We start from the raw sequence: 15,338 nt of genomic DNA, 5'->3' as shown, positions 1-15,338 counted from the left end.
TGCGCCGCGCTGCACCGGCGGCCTGGACACGGTCTTCGAACCGACCGAGTCTAACGTTCGACCGCCGCTGGCGATTGCTTGCAGATCGCTCGAAACAACCACCCGCTCGGCGCTCAGGAAACCGCGGCGATCCGCGGCTTCGTACGCGCGCTGACCGGCACGACGTGGTAGTCGTCGAGGTCGACCGTCCGCAGCTGACCGACGTACTGGGTGGCGAAACCCGGATACATGGTCGCGTTGAACCCGTCCTCGGTGAGATACCAGCTGCGGCAGCCGGAGTTCCAGGTGGTGCTGCCCAGCCGCCGCTGGATCGCGGCGTTGTAGCGGTCCTGCTGGTCCCGGCGCACCTCGAGCATGCGCAGATTCCGGTCGAGGATGATGCCGATCGCGCGGACCAGATAGTCGATCTGGGCCTCCATGTACACCAGCGCCGAATTGTGTCCCGGCCCCGAGTTCGGCCCGAAGGTGAGGAACAGATTCGGATACCCGGATACCGCGATGCTCTTATAGGCATAGGCGCCGCGCCGCCATTCCTCGGCGAGCACCCGCCCGTCCCGGCCGACGACCGGAATGGGCGAGCCCGTCTTGGAGACATCGAATCCGGTGGCGAAGACGATGCAATCGGCCCGGTGCTCGACACCTTCCGCGGTGCGGATGCCGTCTTCGGCGATACGGGCGATCGGCCAGGTGATCAGCTTGCAGTTATCGCGTTGCAGCGCCGGATAGTAGTCGTCGGTCATCAGCAGCCGTTTACATCCGGCGCGGAAGTCGGGGGTGAGCTGGCGGCGCAACCATGGATCGCTGACCTGCCTGCGCAATTGGGCCCGCCCGACGAGTTCGACCACCCGGGTCAGCGGGGTATTCCAGACGACGCCGAGCGCCACCGATTCGTGCCCGTAGAACCAGGCCAGGCGCGATAGCGATGCGGCGGCGGGCACCCGGCGGTAGAGCTGTTTGGTCAGCGGTGTGGTGCGCCGATTGATCCGGGGCAGCACCCATCCCGGCGTCCGCTGGAACACCTTGACCGAGGCCGCCCGCTCGACCAGTTCCGGAATGATCTGCACCGCACTGGCTCCGGTGCCGATGACCGCGACCTTCTTGCCGGTGAAGTCGTAGTCGTGATCCCAACGGGCACTGTGGATCTTGTGTCCCCGGTAGTCCTCGATACCCGCAATATTCGGCAGACCGGCATTGGCGAGCGGTCCCGAGGCCAGCACCACGGCCCGCGCGCGAACGGTCTCGGCTCGGCCTTCGATCGTGATATCCCAGACCCCGGCGTCCTGGTCGAAGGCGAGTCCGGTGACATTGTGGCCGAAGCGAAAATGCTTGTGCAGTCCGAACTGGGCGGCCATCGATTCGATATAGCCGAGGATTTCACTGCTGCCGGAATAGGTGTGCGACCAGTTCGGGTTCGGCGCGAAACTGTAGGAGTACAGCCGCGACGGAATATCGCACGCCGCACCGGGATAGGTGTTGTCGCGCCAGGTCCCGCCGATCGCGGTGCCCCGTTCGAAGATCGCGAAGTCGCCGATTCCCTTTTGCTTCAGTCGAATCGCGGCACCGATACCGGCGAACCCGCCGCCGATTATGGCGACGTCCAATGTCCGCCCACCCCTCATCGAATCGCTGCGCGATGCGGTATCCATCTGTTCGCTCCTCATGCGGCGGGCTCGTAGGTGAGTTCCTTGGACCAGCTGGGGTCCTTGCGCAAGAGCGCCTTCGGCACGCGGGCGGTGATCTTCACCAGTGCGTCGGCCAGCAGGTGATAGGGGTGGCCCCGGTTGATCACCCAGCCGCCGTGCATCTTCACGATCTGGTACATCGGCAGCCTGCGCGCGAATTCGCTGCGCTCGCCGACATTGGCGTAGCGCTTGAGCGCGGCGTAGAGCTTCTCCTCGTCCACGCCCATCTCGACAATGTTGTCGCGCATCTTGTTCAGCAGCGGGACATAGCTCAGCACGCCGATGATGAAGGAGGGCTTGGCCCAGCCGCCGACCAGATCGATGAGCAGTTTGCGCATCTGCGCGTGTCCGAGCAGATCCATCACCGCGAAATCCACGGCCAGATGCCGGGATTCGTCGGCATTGATCTTCTTGAAGGCCTGCTGGCAGATCGGATCCTCGATCTCGTCCATGATGAACTTGATCAGCGCGCCGTCCAGGGCGACCTCCAGCATTGGGATCACCGTGCCGAGAAACGACAGCGACATATCGTCGGAGTACTGGTCCAGGAAGTCGATGACCAGTTTGACGTTCACATTCGGCTGCGGAATCTCATCGCCGTCGAGCATGCCCCAGCGCCGCATCAGCGCGAGTTCGGCATTGGCGTGCTTCTGCTCCTCGGCGTGGAAGTAGCGGTAGATCTCGCGCAGCGTCTCGCTGGGCGCCTTCTTCGCCATGGCGGCGAAGCCGCGCGCGCCGACATTTTCGATCCACATCAGATCGGCCATGAACGGTTTGAGTTTGGCGTGCAGTTCGGGCGAAATCGTCTCCGCGCCGGGGGCATCCCAGTCGATATCGGCCAGTGCCCACTGCCGATCCTTGATCTTGCGGAGCATATCGTCGAAGTCCATGGCCATGATCAGACTCCCGTTTTATCGGAGACCGCGCAGCGGTCGGTGGTGGTCGAGTTCTCCTGTGGCAGTAGCCGATCCAGGAGGCCGAGGGCATAGGTGTACTGGGCGGGGAAGTAGCGCTTGAGCCGCCAGATGAGGTGGGCGTCCAACTGCGGCAGCACATACAGCTGGCCGCGGTCATGGGCGTCGAGGGTGCTGCGCGCGACCCGGTCGGGGGAGAAGCCGGTCAGGCGCATGAGGGTGTCGGCCAGCCGGGCCGACTGTTCGGTAATGCGGCCGTCGCGCGCCACATTGGTCTTGACGAAGGTCGGGCACAGCACGGTGACCGCGACCCCGGTGCCGCTCATTTCGGCGGCCATGGTCTCCGACAGCGACAGCACCGCCGCCTTGGACGCGTTGTAGACCGCCATCGATGGCGCGGCGGCGAAGGCCGCCGCCGAGGCGACATTGATGATCCCGCCACCGCAGGCGGCGCGCAGTTGCGGTGCGAAGATCTCGCAGCCGTGCACCACACCCCACAGGTTGATGCCGAGCGCCCATTCCCAGTCGTCGAAACCGATCTCGCCGACATGCTTTCCGCCGATGCCGACCCCAGCATTGTTGACCACCAGCGTGACCGGGCGTCCGAACAGCGATTCGGCGAAGCGCGCGAGCACTTCCACGTCCTCGCGCCGGGAGACATCGCAGCGGAACGCGTGCGCCGTGCCCGGGTGGTTGCCTTCGATGAGCGCGACGGTCTCGTCGGCGCGGGATTCATCGATATCGGCGCAGATCACCTGTCCGCCGCGGGCGGCGATTTCGAGTGCGAAGGCCCGGCCGATGCCGCTGCCAGCGCCGGTCACCACCGCGCGTGCGCCGTGGCTGCGGCGCGGACGGATCCCGACCGGAATGAGCCTTTCCAGTCCGAACATATCAGCTCACCTTCTCCGTGACGGTGTGGGAAATCAGTGCGGTACAAAGGAATTCGGCGGCGCGGCGCAATGCCCTTTCCGCCTCCGGCACCAGCAGCGGCAGCGCCTGGAAGACGTGCACCTGGCCCGGCCAGATCTCGAGTTCGCACGTGCCGCCCGCATCCCGCACCATCTCGTGCAGGTGTCGTGCGTCGGCACTGAGCATTTCCGCACCGCCCGCCTGGATCAGCATCCGCGGCAGGGCCATACCCGGTGGTACGCGCAGCCGCAGGCGCGGTGTGTCGGCGGGCAGACCGCGGGTGTAGGCGTGCGGGAGTCGGCTGGCCGCGCGGGCCGAGATGACCGGATCCCGTTGCCGCCGTTCCTGTTCGGCGGCCAGCCCCAGGGTCAGATCGAGCAGCGGGGAGAACATCGCGACGGCGGCGGGTTGCGGCCGGTTGTGGCGTTGGTTCTCGAGCAGCAGATCCAATGCCAGATGTCCGCCCGCCGAATCGCAGGCGATCGCCAGATCGTGTGCGGCGAAACCGCGGTCGAGCAGCCAGCGGTATCCGGCCTCGACATCATCGGCGGCGGCCGGAAACCGATGCTCCGGCGCGAGCCGGTAGTCGATGAGGAAGACCGGCAGCCCGGTCCTGCGCGAGAGCTGCGCGGCCAGTCCGCGATGGGTGCGGGCCGAGCAGAGCACGTAGCCACTGCCGTGGATGTAGTAGATGGCACGTGATCCGAAATCCACACCGGGGGCACGGACCCATTCGCCGCGGACCATGCCGGACCTGATCTGGGTGACGGCCGTGCCCCACGGCGCTGGACCCACCGCGGCCATGATCGTCGCGATCAGCTTGCGTGCGAACCACACTCCCGGTGCGTTCATGGGTACCGCGTTGTTCAGCGGCCGCAGCCCGATCTCGCATGCCGTGGCAGCGAGTCTGGACCGCGCCGACGGCACCGTCGGAACGCCGGGGACCGAGGTCCTCGTTGACCTTGTCATGCTCCTAGCGTCATCGATGAATGTGCCAGTTGTCAATGGCACATTTAAAACAGGCTGATTACGTTCGCGTCATGGCGAGGCCTCGAGCCGGTCGTGGTCTCAGTAGCCGCGGTGCGGGTCGATCGGTGCTAGGAGATCTCGGCCATCGATGAAACGGAGCACGTTCTCGCTCACATGGTCGGCGAAGGCGGCGAGTCGCAGTTGCGGGGGATTCGAATCATGCGGGGTGACAATGGCATTCGGCAGCACCCAGAGCGGGTGGCCATCGGGTAGGGGTTCCGGGTCGGTGACGTCGAGGCCCGCACCGGCGATCGCGCCCGAGGCGAGCGCGGCCACCAGCGCGTCGGTATCGATCAGGCTGCCGCGCGCGACATTGACGATCCAGGATGTCGGCTTGAGGCGGGCGAGTTCGTCGGCGCCGACCAGATGGCGGGTGGCGGGAGTGGCCGGGGCGGCGATGACGACGTGGTCGGTGCGGGGCCAGACCCGGGCGAGCTGGTCGGCCGGAATCGTCTCGACGGTGTCGGGGATGCCGGGGCCGGTTACCGGTGTTCCGGAGCGGTTGACCGCGATGACGTGCACGCCGAGCGGAATGAGCATGGGGATCAGGGCGCGCCCGATTCCGCCCGCGCCGACGATCGCGACGGTCTTGCCGTGCAGCGTGTCGACATGGGGAAAGAACTCCTGCTGCCGCCAGCTCCCGGCGTGCAGATGTTCGGGCAGATAGCGCACCCCGGCGAGCAGCAGCATCAGTGCGTGTTCGGCCACGCTGGCGGCGAAGGCGCCTGCGGCGGAGGTGAACCGAATGTCGGGATGGCGGGCGAAGATGCCCGCGGTGAACCAGTCCTCGACACCGGCCGCCGGGAGCTGCACCCATTCGATGGTGTCCGGCAGTTCGTCCGGGAATTCGCGGGGACCACCGGCCCAGATCAGTGCCCTGGCCTCCGCCAGATCCACCACGTTCGCGCCGGTCTCGACCACCGCCTTGCGCAGCAATGTCGGAGCGGGCATGGCCGGGCCGATCGCGATCGGAACCGGACCCTCGGCGGGGCTCATGGACGACCTCCTATCGCGGGCGAGACCAGGGAGCCGCAGCTGACTCCGAAGCGAACGGTAGCACCGCTAGCCGCATCGGCCGCTCGTTGTCAGTCCTGCTCGTCGAGGTCGACTTCCACGTTGTCGCGATCGGCCCATTCCAGCAGTCGGTCGATGCGGAATACCGCGTCGTCGATGCCCGCGTGCAGATCGCCGAATTCGGCGAAACGAGGGGGGACGGTCTTCATGGTGAAATCCTGCGGTTCGACATCGGGTATCTCGTCCCAGCGGACGGGGGTGGATACCGTCGCCTCCGGTACGCCGCGTACCGAATAGGCGGCGGCGATGGTGTGGTCGCGGGCGTTCTGGTTGTAGTCGACGAACAGCAGGTTCGGATCGCGGTCCTTGCGCCACCAGGTGGTGGTGACATCCTCGGGCGCGCGCCGTTCGACCTCGCGCGCGAAGGCCAGTGCCGCGCGACGCACCTCGGTGAAACCCCACTCCGGTGCGATGCGGACGTAGATGTGCAGGCCCTTGCCGCCGGAGGTCTTCGGCCAGCCGACCGCACCCAGTTCATCGAGCACCTCATGGGCAACGCTCGCCACCCGCCGCACCCGCGACCACGGACAATCCGGCATCGGATCCAGATCGATCCGCCATTCGTCGGGTCGCTCGGTGTCGGCGCGGCGGGAGTTCCAAGGATGGAATTCGACGGTCGACATCTGCACCGCCCAGATGACATCGGCCAACTTGTCCACGCAGAGTTCGTCCGCATGCCTGCCGTAGCGCGGGAAGAAGACCCGCACCGTCGGAATCCAGTCGGGCGCGCCCGCGGGCAGCCGCTTCTGATGCACCTTGTCGCCCGCGAGTCCCTTGGGAAACCGGTGCAGCATGCAGGGCCGGTCCCGCAGCGCCCGGACGATGCCGTCGCCGACGCTCAGGTAGTACTGCACCAGGTCGAGCTTGGTCGCGCCGGACTCCGGGAAGTAGATCCGGTCCGGGTTGGAGATGCGGACGGTGCGGTCGCCGATATCGAGTTCGACAGCGGGCGACGCGGACTTACTGGCCACCCGTCCGACGATAACGGCTGCCCGGTCCCATCGCGCGCATCCGCGTGATATTCAGCGCGAACTGAGCAGTTAGAACTGTACAGTTTAGACTGAATAAATTAGAGTCGTCGGCATGGCCGAGAAGATCTCCGAATCCGCCGTCCGCGCCGCTGCCGAGGTACGGGTCGTCTTCGGCAGGTTGCGACGGCGCATGCGTGAACTGGCCGCCGATGACGACCTCACTCCGTCGCAGGCCGCGGTGCTCAGCCGCTTGGACAAGGACGGCGCGGCATCGACCAGCGATCTGGCCGCGGCCGAACGCGTGCGGCCGCAGTCGATGGCGATGACGGTCGCGGCGCTGGATCGGTACGGATTCGTCGAGCGCCGCCCGGATCCCGCGGACGGGCGCAGGCAATTGCTGTCGTTGACGGCGGCGGGGCGCGAGCGGCTGCGGGGTGACCGGCAGGTGCGCCAGGAGTGGTTGGCTCGGACCCTGCAGCAGCGGTGTACGGAGGCGCAGCGGCGCACCATCCTCGAGGCGCTCGCATTACTGGACGAGGTGGCGCAATCATGACGGCCGTCGAGCAGCACCACGCTGGACCATCCACTGGCGCAACGGGATTCGATCGCGGTCTGATCGCGCCGATGATCCTCGGCTCGATCCTGAACCCGATCAACTCCTCGATGCTCGCGGTGGCGCTGGTGCCGATCGGGAAGGCGTTCGGCGCACCGCCGTCGCAGACCATCTGGCTGGTCTCGGCCCTCTACCTGGCGACCGCGGTCGGGCAGCCGGTGCTCGGGCGGCTCGTCGACCGGTATGGGCCACGCACGCTCTATCTGATCGGCACCGCTGTGGTCGGCATCGCGGGTGTGCTCGGTGCGCTCGCACCCGGGCTCGGTGTGCTGATCCTGTCCAGGGTGCTGCTCGGATTCGGCACCTCGGCGGCCTATCCGGCCTCGATGTTCTTATTGCGCAGCGAATCCGAGCGGGCGGGAGCGCAGAGCCCGGCCGGGGTCCTCGCCGTATTGTCGATGGCCAATCAGGTGATGGCGGTGGTCGGGCCCACGCTGGGCGGGGTGCTGATCGGCCTGGGCGGATGGCATCTGATCTTCACCATCAATGTGCCGTTATCGCTGGCGTGCCTGGTGCTCGGGCGGATGCGCCTGCCCGAGGTGGCCGAATTGCCCGCGGCGGTGCGGGCGCGGCAGGACGGCGGTGTAGATATCGCTGGCATGGTGTTGTTCGCGGGCGCGCTGGTCTCGTCGATGCTGTTTCTGATGGAACCGGCTCTCGCGCACTGGTATCTGCTGGTGATCGCCGGTGCTGTCGGGCTGGTGTTCGTGCTGCGGGAATTGCGTGCCGCCGCGCCGTTCATCGATCTGCGGGTGCTCGGCGGTAATGCGCCGCTGTTGGCCACCTACGGCCGTCAGGTGCTCGCCTTTGTCACCGCCTATGCCTTCCTCTATGGCTTTACCCAATGGTTGGAGGAGGGACGGTCGCTGAGTGCGTCCGTGGCGGGACTGGTGCTGCTGCCGATGTCGTTGAGCGCCATAGTGATCACCGCGATAACCGGGCGGCGTCGCCAGGTGCGCGGCAAGCTCATCGCGGGTGGGCTGTTGCAGGTCGCCGCGTGCGCGTGTCTGCTGCTGCTCGGTCCGCACACCGGGATCTGGCTATTGGTGGCGCTCGGTGTGTTGATCGGGCTGCCGCAGGGGCTCAACGGGCTGGCCAATCAGAACGCGCTGTACTACCAGGCCGATCCGGCGCGAATGGCGTCGTCGGCCGGATTGTTGCGCACCGGAATGTATCTCGGTGCGTTGATCGCGGCGGCGGCCGATGCGGCCGCATTCCCGCATGCCGCCGATAGCGCCGGGGTACACGAGTTGGCGGCGTTGCTGTTGGTCGTGTCGGTGCTGCTGGTGATCGTCACGCTCGCGGATCGCTCACTCGCGCGCGTGGGGCGCGCGGCAACCTGATCTTCCTATATCCCAAGACAATTCACCTCGGAAAGGTCGCAATATGCCGGTTACCACACTCGACGAGCGCACCGCACTGGTCGTCATCGACCTGCAGCACGGCATCGTCGCCGCACCGCGCCAACCGCATTCGGCCGCGGCCGTCATCGAGAATTCCGCCGCGCTCGCCCACGCCTTCCGCGCGCACGGCCTGCCGGTGGTGCTGGTGCGGGTCTCGTTCTCGGCCGATCGCGCCGATCAGGTGAAGGGGCGCAACGAATTTCCGTATCCGGGCGGTAATCCACCGGAGGGCTGGGACCGGATCGTGGACGATCTCACCGGCCATCCCGAGGATATCCACGTCACCAAACGCAACTGGGGCGCGTTCTATGGCACCGACCTGGATCTGCAACTGCGCCGCCGCGGCATCACCCAGATCGTGCTGGCCGGGATCGCGACCAGCATCGGCGTCGAATCGACCGCCCGCGCCGCGCACGAACACGGCTACCACGTCACCCTGGCCATCGATGCCATGACCGACTCCGATGCCGAGGCCCACCGGCACAGCATCACCAGGATCTTCCCGCGCCTCGGCGAAACCGGCACCACCGCCGAGATCGTCGAACTGGTCGCCGCAACCCGCTGACCCGCGGCTTCGCCGGTCGTGAACATCGGTGTCAACCGGGGTCGAAGGGGCGCACACTGGCGAGATGATGACCAAGCTGATGCGAGCGATTCGTCGATTGTTCGGACGCGGGGTGCCCGCCGGCGGCGGGGGTCCCGGCGAATCCGGTGGTGGGGCCGCGGGCGTCCGCGAGCCGCGCAGGCCGATCTTGCCCGACGACCGACTCAGCGATACCAAGCGAATGGAACCGGATCCGCCGACGCTTCGGCTACCGGACGCGCGCCAGTGAGGCGCGACCGGTAGCCGACCGCGACGGCTCAGTTGTGTCCGTGCAGTTCCGGCATGGGCGGTAGCTCGATGGTGTCGGCCAGCGGGTCGATGCGCAGTTTTTCCAAGACTTCGAAGAACGCCTCGGCCGAGCCATACCGCGCGATGACCTCTCTGAGCAGTCTTTCTGCGGGCATGTTCGAGTTCATGTGGATATCGTGACCTATCGAACCCGGTCTGAAACGCACGTTCGCTAAATAGTTGCTAGGTTGTCGATTTTTGAGCGGCGGACGACGGGTTCACGGATGCGTCGGCTCGCCCTGACCCGGGGCCGGTGCCGACTACGTCTGGGTCGCCAGCGCGAATGGCAGCACCGCCGGTGCACCGGCGGTGCGGAGCGCATGGGCGGCCACTGTGAGCGTCCAGCCGGTATCGGAGCGGGCGTCGACCAGCAGAATCGGCCCGTCGATCGAAATCGGGTCCGGGATCAGCCAGGAGTCGAACAGCCCGGCCACCCGGTGCGCGGAGTTCGCCGCCGACACCGGCGGCCGGTCCGGACGCAACCGCAGGGTGCCGAGGTCGCAGAGCCGACCGACCTCGGCGAGGCGGGCCGCGAGGGTGGCGGTGAGCACCGGATGGCGGTGCGATTCGAGGGCCATGACCGCGGTCGGGCGGGTTGCCCAATTCCACTCGCGCAATACGGCGATGCAGGCATCGAAGACCGCGTCCGGAACCGGATCGTCCGGGGCGTCGAGGAGGGCGCGCAGGCGCTGGCCCCACCCCAGGTCGGTGAGCCTGCCGAGTGCTCGTCCGGTCTCGGCGCCATTGGTGATCTTGCCGGACAATGGGATGCCCAGTTTCGCCATCCCGGTCGGCCACTGTTTGCGCGGGGCCAGGTCGAGACCGGGACGGTCGAGTCGGGCCCGGGTCGCGGCGATGGCCGAGGAATCGATGGTGGTATCGAGCCGAGTGCCGGTGCAGTTGTCGCAGCGACCGCAGCCGGACGCATCGCCGTCGAGCGCGGGCAGTCCCGGGTCGTCGAGCTGGCGGCGCAGGAACCACATCCGGCAGCCGGTGGTGCGCTGATAGTCGAGCATCGCCTGCTGTTCGACCTCGCGGGCCGCGGCCAGGCGTTCGTAGCGTTCGGTGTCGTAGGTCCACGGCTGTCCGGTGGCGGTCCAGCCGCCGCGGACCCGCCGCACCGCGCCGTCCACATCCAGCACCTTGAGCACCATCTCCAGTCGCGAGCGGTTCAGCTCGACCAGCGGTTCCAGTGCGGCCGTCGACACGGCCCGGTCGAAATCCAATGCGTCGAGCACCGAGCGCACTATGTGTTCGCGCGGAAAGGCAACGGAGGCAAAGTAACTCCAGATCCTGGTGTCCTCGGGTCCGGGCAGCAGCACCACCTCGGCGCGATCGGTGCCGCGGCCCGCGCGACCCACCTGCTGGTAGTAGGCGATGGGGGAGGACGGCGCGCCGACGTGCACCACGAATCCCAGATCGGGTTTGTCGAAGCCCATGCCGAGTGCGGAGGTGGCGATGAGCGCCTTGACCTCGTTGTCGAGCAGCGCCGCCTCCAACGCCTCGCGTTCGGCGGTATCGGTCTGCCCGGTGTACGCGGCGACATTGTGTCCGTGCGCAGTCAGCACATCGGCGAGATCGTGGGCGGCGGCGACGGTGAGGGTGTAGACGATGCCGGAGCCGGCCAGCTCGCCGAGGTGCCCGCTCAACCAGGCGGTGCGCTCCACCGCGTCGTCGAAGTGGACCACCGACAGATGCAGCGATTCACGATCCAGGGTGCCGCGCAGCACCAACGGGGGTGGCAGGCCGACGGAGTCGGCGGGGTGGGTAGACGCGGTGTCCGTGCCGATCTGGGTCACGACATCGGTGACCACCCGGTCGTTGGCGGTCGCGGTGGTGGCCAGCACCGGCACATCGGAGCCGAGATCGGCGATCAGCGTGCGGATGCGGCGGTAGTCGGGCCGGAAATCGTGACCCCAGTCGGAGACGCAGTGCGCCTCGTCGATCACGACCAGTCCGGCGTCGGCGGCGAGCCGGGGCAGCACCTGGTCGCGGAAATCCGGATTGTTCAACCGTTCCGGGCTGACCAGCAGTACGTCCACCTCGCCCGCGGCCACCCGATCGTGGATCTCGTCCCATTCGGTGACATTGCCGGAATTGATGGTCGCCGCGACGACGCCCGCGCGTTCGGCGGCCGCGACCTGGTTGCGCATCAGCGCCAGCAGCGGCGACACGATCACCGTCGGACCGCGCCCCGCCCGCCGCAACAGCTTGGCGGCGATGAAATACACCGCCGACTTACCCCAGCCGGTGCGCTGCACCACCAGCGCCCGCCGTCGCCGCACGATCAGCGCCTCGATCGCCGTCCACTGATCCTCGCGCAACCTCGCTCCCGATCCCGCCAGATCGCGCAGCAGCTCCTCGGCCCGCTCGCGCAGGTCGGGAGCTGTGAGGTCGATCGCTGACGTACCGGCCGCCGTGGTCATGGGCTCCATCGTGCCCGATGCCACCGACAGCGCTGCCGACCACCTTTGGTCCGGCGGATTGCCGATCCAGGAAAGCTCGGCCTATCGACTGTCTCGCGCTACCCGATCGTCACGAGTTCGTTCCGCGCAGAACGGTGAAATACCCCCGGGGAACCGACAATAGGGTGAGACGATAGCTCGGCACCGTGGGACCGCGCAGGAGGTAGCCATGACCAACTATGAGCCGCCGCCGGGTTGGTCTCCGCCCGGTTCCCAATTCCGCAGCACCGGTGGGTTCGGGCGGACGCTGGTCGGCATTCTGGTCGGTCTGGTGGTGACGCCGGTCGGGATCGGGCTGGCCGCGCATGCGGCGCTGGATACCCGGCAGTGGGTCATTCTCGGATCCGCGGCCAATCGGGCCGGATCGACCTTCCAGATCGTCGGCGGGGCGCTGCTCTTGCTGCTGGTCGCGGCGCTGGCCGCGTACTCACCGGCCGGGACGGTGCTGGCCGGGCTGGTCTGGGGTGTGGTGCCGGGTTTCGTGTACTTCCTTTTTCCGGACGACACCTGGCGGATCATCCACGACGATCTGCCGGTGCTGTCCGATGAAATGCGGCTAGCGCTGATCACCTGGGTGACGAGCGGCTACGCATTCATCCTCGGCGTACTGCTGATCGGCGCGGGGGTGGCTGGCACATTGCGGCGACGCTGAAATATTCAGGGCCGAATTGCGGTTGTGCGCACCGCGATTCGGCCCTGTGTCATTCGGATCCCGGCTATTTCACCCCTTCACGCACAGCACCTGATGCAATGTCGCGACGATATCCACCAGATCGCTCTGTGCCGCGATCACCTCGTCGATATCCTTGTACGCGGCCGGGATCTCATCGACCACACCCGCGTCCTTACGCGATTCCACCCCTTCGGTCTGGGCGATCAGATCGGCGACGGTGAACTGCCGCTTGGCCGCATTCCGGCTCATTCGCCGACCCGCACCGTGCGACGCCGACTGGAACGAGGCCGGATTTCCCTTGCCGCGCACCACATATGAGCGCGTGCCCATCGAACCCGGAATCAACGCCAGATCGCCTGCGCCCGCTCGCACCGCGCCCTTACGGGTCACCAGCATCGGCACGCCGTCGATCTCCTCCTCCGCCACATAGTTGTGGTGACAGCTGATCGGCTCGTCGAAACGCACCTCGCGCCCGGCGAATTCCGCGCGCACCGCGCCGCATACCAGCGACAGCATGACCGCGCGGTTGCGGGCGGCGTATTCCTGCGCCCAGGTGAGATCGCGCCGGTAGGCTTCCATTTCCGGTGTGCCGGAAAGAAATACGGCCAGATCGCGATCGGGGATGTCCTGGTTGTGCGGCAGTGCGCGCGCGATGGTCATATGCCGCTCGGCGAGTTCCTTGCCGATATTGCGGCTACCGGAGTGCAGCAGGATCCAGACCGAATCGTGCTCGTCCAGGCAGATCTCGATGAAGTGGTTGCCGCCGCCGAGCGAGCCGATCTGCTTGTGTGCCTTGGACTCCAATGACTGCACGCCCGAATGCAATGAGCCGAATTCGGACCAGAAGCGGTTCCAGCCGGTGTTGTGTCGCGCCAGCTCGCCGTGTGAGGTGGCGAACTGCGCCCCCAGCTTCGCGATATCGACCGCATTCTTATGCGCCTGGAAACCCACCGGTACCGCCGCTTCGATGCGCGAGCGCAGCGAATGCAGATTGTCCGGCAGGTCGGCGGCGGTGAGGTCGGTCTTGACGCTTTCCATGCCGCAGCCGATATCCACGCCGACGGCCGCTGGCGCGACGGCATCGCGCATCGCGATCACCGAACCGACCGTCGCCCCCTTACCGAGGTGCACATCCGGCATGACGCGGACGCCGTGGACCCATGGCAGTTGCGCGATATTTCGCAGTTGCCGCAGCGCGGCCTGCTCGATGTCGTGCTCGTTGGCCCACATGAGCGTCTGCGCCCTCGTACCGCGCAGCTCGACGGGAAACATGGGGAACGTCCTTTCTCGTTCGGTGTGTTCCCCTTCAACGCTAGTTTCTCCGCACAGCTGTCCGCACATCATTTTTCGCCGGTTACGGCTCCACGAAATCGGCGGCCAGGCCGCACAGTTTCCATGCCCCGCCGCGGCGTGCCATTGTCCCGGTGTAATCGATGTCCTTGAAGTACTGCCGATATTTCGCGGGCACATTGGTGAAGGATTCGTGTGCGAGGAAGGTCGCCGAATCCGGGCCGGTCTGGGTGATTCCGGTGATCGTGGTGGTGAAGCCCGCATCCTCGACCTCCGGGCCGATCCGCCCGTCGTATTGCGGCGTGTACTGCATGACCAGCGCGTTGACGGCCGCCAGCGCCTCCGGGCAAACGAGCGCGGCGAACGATTGCCACTGTCGGGCATTGGCCGTCGCGGCCAGTTGTCCGACGGCCTCGGTGAGCGTCGGGTCCGGGCTGGTCGGATTGTTCGACGTGGTGCGCGTATCCGGCGGATTGAAGACCAGCGGCGCGGGTAGTGGCCGATAGCCCGACGGTTCGATATTCGCGGCCACCGCGCGGGCCCAGCTGCCGTCGGCGATCATGGCCTGAATGGCGTGGGTGATCTTGCTCTGCAGGATGGTGTCGCCCTTTTCGACGCCGACGCCGTACCGCTCGCGGGTGATCGGGTGCCCGACGACTCGCAGCTCGTTCGGATGCTGTGCGGCGAATCCGGCGAGGATCACATCATCGGTGCTGACCGCGTCGACCTCGCCTTCGAGTAGTTCGTCCACGCAGATCGAATAGGCCTCCTCGACGGTGACCCGCACGCGGGTCGCGAAGTCTCGCTTGATCTTGTCCGCCGAGGTGGAACCGTCGCCGGTGCACACGGTCCGGCCGTCGAGGGCCTCCGGCCGATCGATATGCGCCTCATCGCGTCGGACCAGCAGATCCTGACCGGCCAGCAGATACGGTCCGGCGAAGGACACCGCTTGCTGTCGATCGGCGGTGATCGAATACGACGCGACGACAAAATCCACCTCGCCGCTGTCCAACAGCGCTTCACGTCGATTCGACGGTGCCTCCAGCCAGCTGATCCGCTCGGCGTCGACGCCGAGGTATTTCGCGATATAGATCGCGGTATCTATGTCGAATCCGTGCGGAATCCCGTCCTCGCCCATGACCGACAGCCCTGGCTGATCGAATTTGATGCCGATGCTGAGGGTCCATGGCGGGTAATCGGCGGGGTATGCGCAGGCGGCCAGCACCACGCCGATCGCTAGGCCGACAGCTTGGATCGAGCGCTTCATCGAGCCGAATCTCCTCTCGATGCCGGGATACCTCGGTCGAGCAGGATGGTGCCTCCGCGCATATTCAGCTAATTATCAGCGCGAACGATTCGCTGATGATTTTCGCTGATCACGTGCTAGAAGTGAGCGGGTATTGCACGAAACCGTTCACTTTTT

The 15,338-nt window shown here is 66.5% G+C and carries 15 protein-coding genes; 5 read left to right on the top strand and 10 right to left on the bottom strand.

The window, feature by feature from the left end:
- Positions 1 to 113 precede the first annotated feature (113 nt).
- From ACQP0C_RS32710 to ligD, 6 genes are all read right to left on the bottom strand, one after another.
- On the bottom strand, positions 114 to 1,646 hold the full coding sequence (locus ACQP0C_RS32710) for a flavin-containing monooxygenase (protein ID WP_433726288.1): 1,533 nt from the start codon (positions 1,644 to 1,646) through the stop codon (positions 114 to 116).
- Positions 1,647 to 1,657: 11 nt separating this feature from the next.
- On the bottom strand, positions 1,658 to 2,578 hold the full coding sequence (locus ACQP0C_RS32705) for a ferritin-like domain-containing protein (protein ID WP_433726286.1): 921 nt from the start codon (positions 2,576 to 2,578) through the stop codon (positions 1,658 to 1,660).
- 2 nt (positions 2,579 to 2,580) lie between these two features.
- Positions 2,581 to 3,486 (bottom strand): SDR family NAD(P)-dependent oxidoreductase, encoded by a 906-nt coding sequence (locus ACQP0C_RS32700; protein ID WP_433726284.1) that lies wholly within the window; start codon positions 3,484 to 3,486, stop codon positions 2,581 to 2,583.
- Position 3,487: 1 nt separating this feature from the next.
- Positions 3,488 to 4,474: an alpha/beta hydrolase gene (locus ACQP0C_RS32695; protein WP_433726282.1), complete on the bottom strand. Its 987-nt coding sequence runs from the start codon at positions 4,472 to 4,474 to the stop codon at positions 3,488 to 3,490.
- 99 nt (positions 4,475 to 4,573) lie between these two features.
- Entirely contained in the window at positions 4,574 to 5,530 is a 957-nt protein-coding gene (locus tag ACQP0C_RS32690) for a D-isomer specific 2-hydroxyacid dehydrogenase family protein (RefSeq protein ID WP_433726280.1), read from the bottom strand.
- Positions 5,531 to 5,619: 89 nt separating this feature from the next.
- Positions 5,620 to 6,579, bottom strand: a complete 960-nt coding sequence (ligD, locus tag ACQP0C_RS32685; protein WP_433726278.1) for a non-homologous end-joining DNA ligase — start codon at positions 6,577 to 6,579, stop codon at positions 5,620 to 5,622.
- A 112-nt stretch (positions 6,580 to 6,691) separates the two neighbouring features.
- Here ligD and ACQP0C_RS32680 point away from each other — a divergent pair, with 112 nt between their 5' ends.
- The 4 genes from ACQP0C_RS32680 (at position 6,692) to ACQP0C_RS32665 (ending at position 9,428) form a co-directional block, all read left to right on the top strand.
- Positions 6,692 to 7,132 carry a MarR family winged helix-turn-helix transcriptional regulator gene (locus ACQP0C_RS32680; RefSeq protein WP_433726276.1) on the top strand — a complete coding sequence of 147 codons (441 nt, stop codon included), beginning with the start codon at positions 6,692 to 6,694 and terminating at the stop codon, positions 7,130 to 7,132.
- Complete coding sequence (locus ACQP0C_RS32675; protein ID WP_433726274.1) at positions 7,129 to 8,535, top strand: MFS transporter; 1,407 nt, start codon at positions 7,129 to 7,131, stop codon at positions 8,533 to 8,535. The genes ACQP0C_RS32680 and ACQP0C_RS32675 overlap by 4 nt, the downstream gene beginning before the upstream one ends.
- 43 nt (positions 8,536 to 8,578) lie before the next feature.
- Complete coding sequence (locus tag ACQP0C_RS32670; protein ID WP_433726272.1) at positions 8,579 to 9,160, top strand: hydrolase; 582 nt, start codon at positions 8,579 to 8,581, stop codon at positions 9,158 to 9,160.
- Between the two features lie 64 nt (positions 9,161 to 9,224).
- On the top strand, positions 9,225 to 9,428 hold the full coding sequence (locus tag ACQP0C_RS32665) for a hypothetical protein (protein WP_433726270.1): 204 nt from the start codon (positions 9,225 to 9,227) through the stop codon (positions 9,426 to 9,428).
- A gap of 28 nt (positions 9,429 to 9,456) precedes the next feature.
- On the opposite strand, the gene ACQP0C_RS32660 is transcribed toward ACQP0C_RS32665, so the two are convergent.
- The gene (locus ACQP0C_RS32660) at positions 9,457 to 9,615 is read right to left on the bottom strand and encodes a hypothetical protein (RefSeq protein WP_433726268.1); all 159 of its coding nucleotides are present in this window, start codon (positions 9,613 to 9,615) and stop codon (positions 9,457 to 9,459) included.
- Between the two features lie 132 nt (positions 9,616 to 9,747).
- Positions 9,748 to 11,922, bottom strand: coding sequence for a RecQ family ATP-dependent DNA helicase (locus ACQP0C_RS32655; RefSeq protein WP_433726266.1), 2,175 nt, complete (start codon positions 11,920 to 11,922; stop codon positions 9,748 to 9,750).
- Between the two features lie 199 nt (positions 11,923 to 12,121).
- Between ACQP0C_RS32655 and ACQP0C_RS32650 the strand changes: the two genes are divergently transcribed.
- Entirely contained in the window at positions 12,122 to 12,604 is a 483-nt protein-coding gene (locus ACQP0C_RS32650) for a hypothetical protein (RefSeq protein WP_433726264.1), read from the top strand.
- Positions 12,605 to 12,673: 69 nt separating this feature from the next.
- Here ACQP0C_RS32650 and ACQP0C_RS32645 read toward each other — a convergent pair whose 3' ends face one another.
- Positions 12,674 to 13,897, bottom strand: coding sequence for an RtcB family protein (locus ACQP0C_RS32645; protein WP_433726262.1), 1,224 nt, complete (start codon positions 13,895 to 13,897; stop codon positions 12,674 to 12,676).
- Positions 13,898 to 13,979: 82 nt separating this feature from the next.
- Positions 13,980 to 15,182: a glutamate ABC transporter substrate-binding protein gene (locus tag ACQP0C_RS32640; RefSeq protein WP_433726260.1), complete on the bottom strand. Its 1,203-nt coding sequence runs from the start codon at positions 15,180 to 15,182 to the stop codon at positions 13,980 to 13,982.
- Positions 15,183 to 15,338 lie beyond the last annotated feature (156 nt).

The organism is Nocardia sp. CA-129566, assembly GCF_050956075.1.
Lineage (GTDB): Bacteria > Actinomycetota > Actinomycetes > Mycobacteriales > Mycobacteriaceae > Nocardia.
This window is presented reverse-complemented; position numbering and strand designations above follow the sequence as displayed.

Bases quoted from the DNA above. Each gene is read 5' to 3' on its own strand.
- ACQP0C_RS32695 (WP_433726282.1), bottom strand. From the start codon at position 4,474: ATGACAAGGTCAACGAGGACCTCGGTCCCCGGCGTTCCGACGGTGCCG.
- ACQP0C_RS32650 (WP_433726264.1), top strand. From the start codon at position 12,122: ATGACCAACTATGAGCCGCCGCCGGGTTGGTCTCCGCCCGGTTCCCAA.
- ACQP0C_RS32640 (WP_433726260.1), bottom strand. From the start codon at position 15,182: ATGAAGCGCTCGATCCAAGCTGTCGGCCTAGCGATCGGCGTGGTGCTG.
- ACQP0C_RS32710 (WP_433726288.1), bottom strand. From the start codon at position 1,646: ATGGATACCGCATCGCGCAGCGATTCGATGAGGGGTGGGCGGACATTG.
- ACQP0C_RS32680 (WP_433726276.1), top strand. From the start codon at position 6,692: ATGGCCGAGAAGATCTCCGAATCCGCCGTCCGCGCCGCTGCCGAGGTA.
- ACQP0C_RS32660 (WP_433726268.1), bottom strand. From the start codon at position 9,615: ATGAACTCGAACATGCCCGCAGAAAGACTGCTCAGAGAGGTCATCGCG.
- ACQP0C_RS32655 (WP_433726266.1), bottom strand. From the start codon at position 11,922: ATGGAGCCCATGACCACGGCGGCCGGTACGTCAGCGATCGACCTCACA.
- ACQP0C_RS32690 (WP_433726280.1), bottom strand. From the start codon at position 5,530: ATGAGCCCCGCCGAGGGTCCGGTTCCGATCGCGATCGGCCCGGCCATG.
- ACQP0C_RS32675 (WP_433726274.1), top strand. From the start codon at position 7,129: ATGACGGCCGTCGAGCAGCACCACGCTGGACCATCCACTGGCGCAACG.
- ACQP0C_RS32705 (WP_433726286.1), bottom strand. From the start codon at position 2,578: ATGGCCATGGACTTCGACGATATGCTCCGCAAGATCAAGGATCGGCAG.
- ACQP0C_RS32670 (WP_433726272.1), top strand. From the start codon at position 8,579: ATGCCGGTTACCACACTCGACGAGCGCACCGCACTGGTCGTCATCGAC.
- ACQP0C_RS32665 (WP_433726270.1), top strand. From the start codon at position 9,225: ATGATGACCAAGCTGATGCGAGCGATTCGTCGATTGTTCGGACGCGGG.
- ACQP0C_RS32700 (WP_433726284.1), bottom strand. From the start codon at position 3,486: ATGTTCGGACTGGAAAGGCTCATTCCGGTCGGGATCCGTCCGCGCCGC.
- ACQP0C_RS32645 (WP_433726262.1), bottom strand. From the start codon at position 13,897: ATGTTTCCCGTCGAGCTGCGCGGTACGAGGGCGCAGACGCTCATGTGG.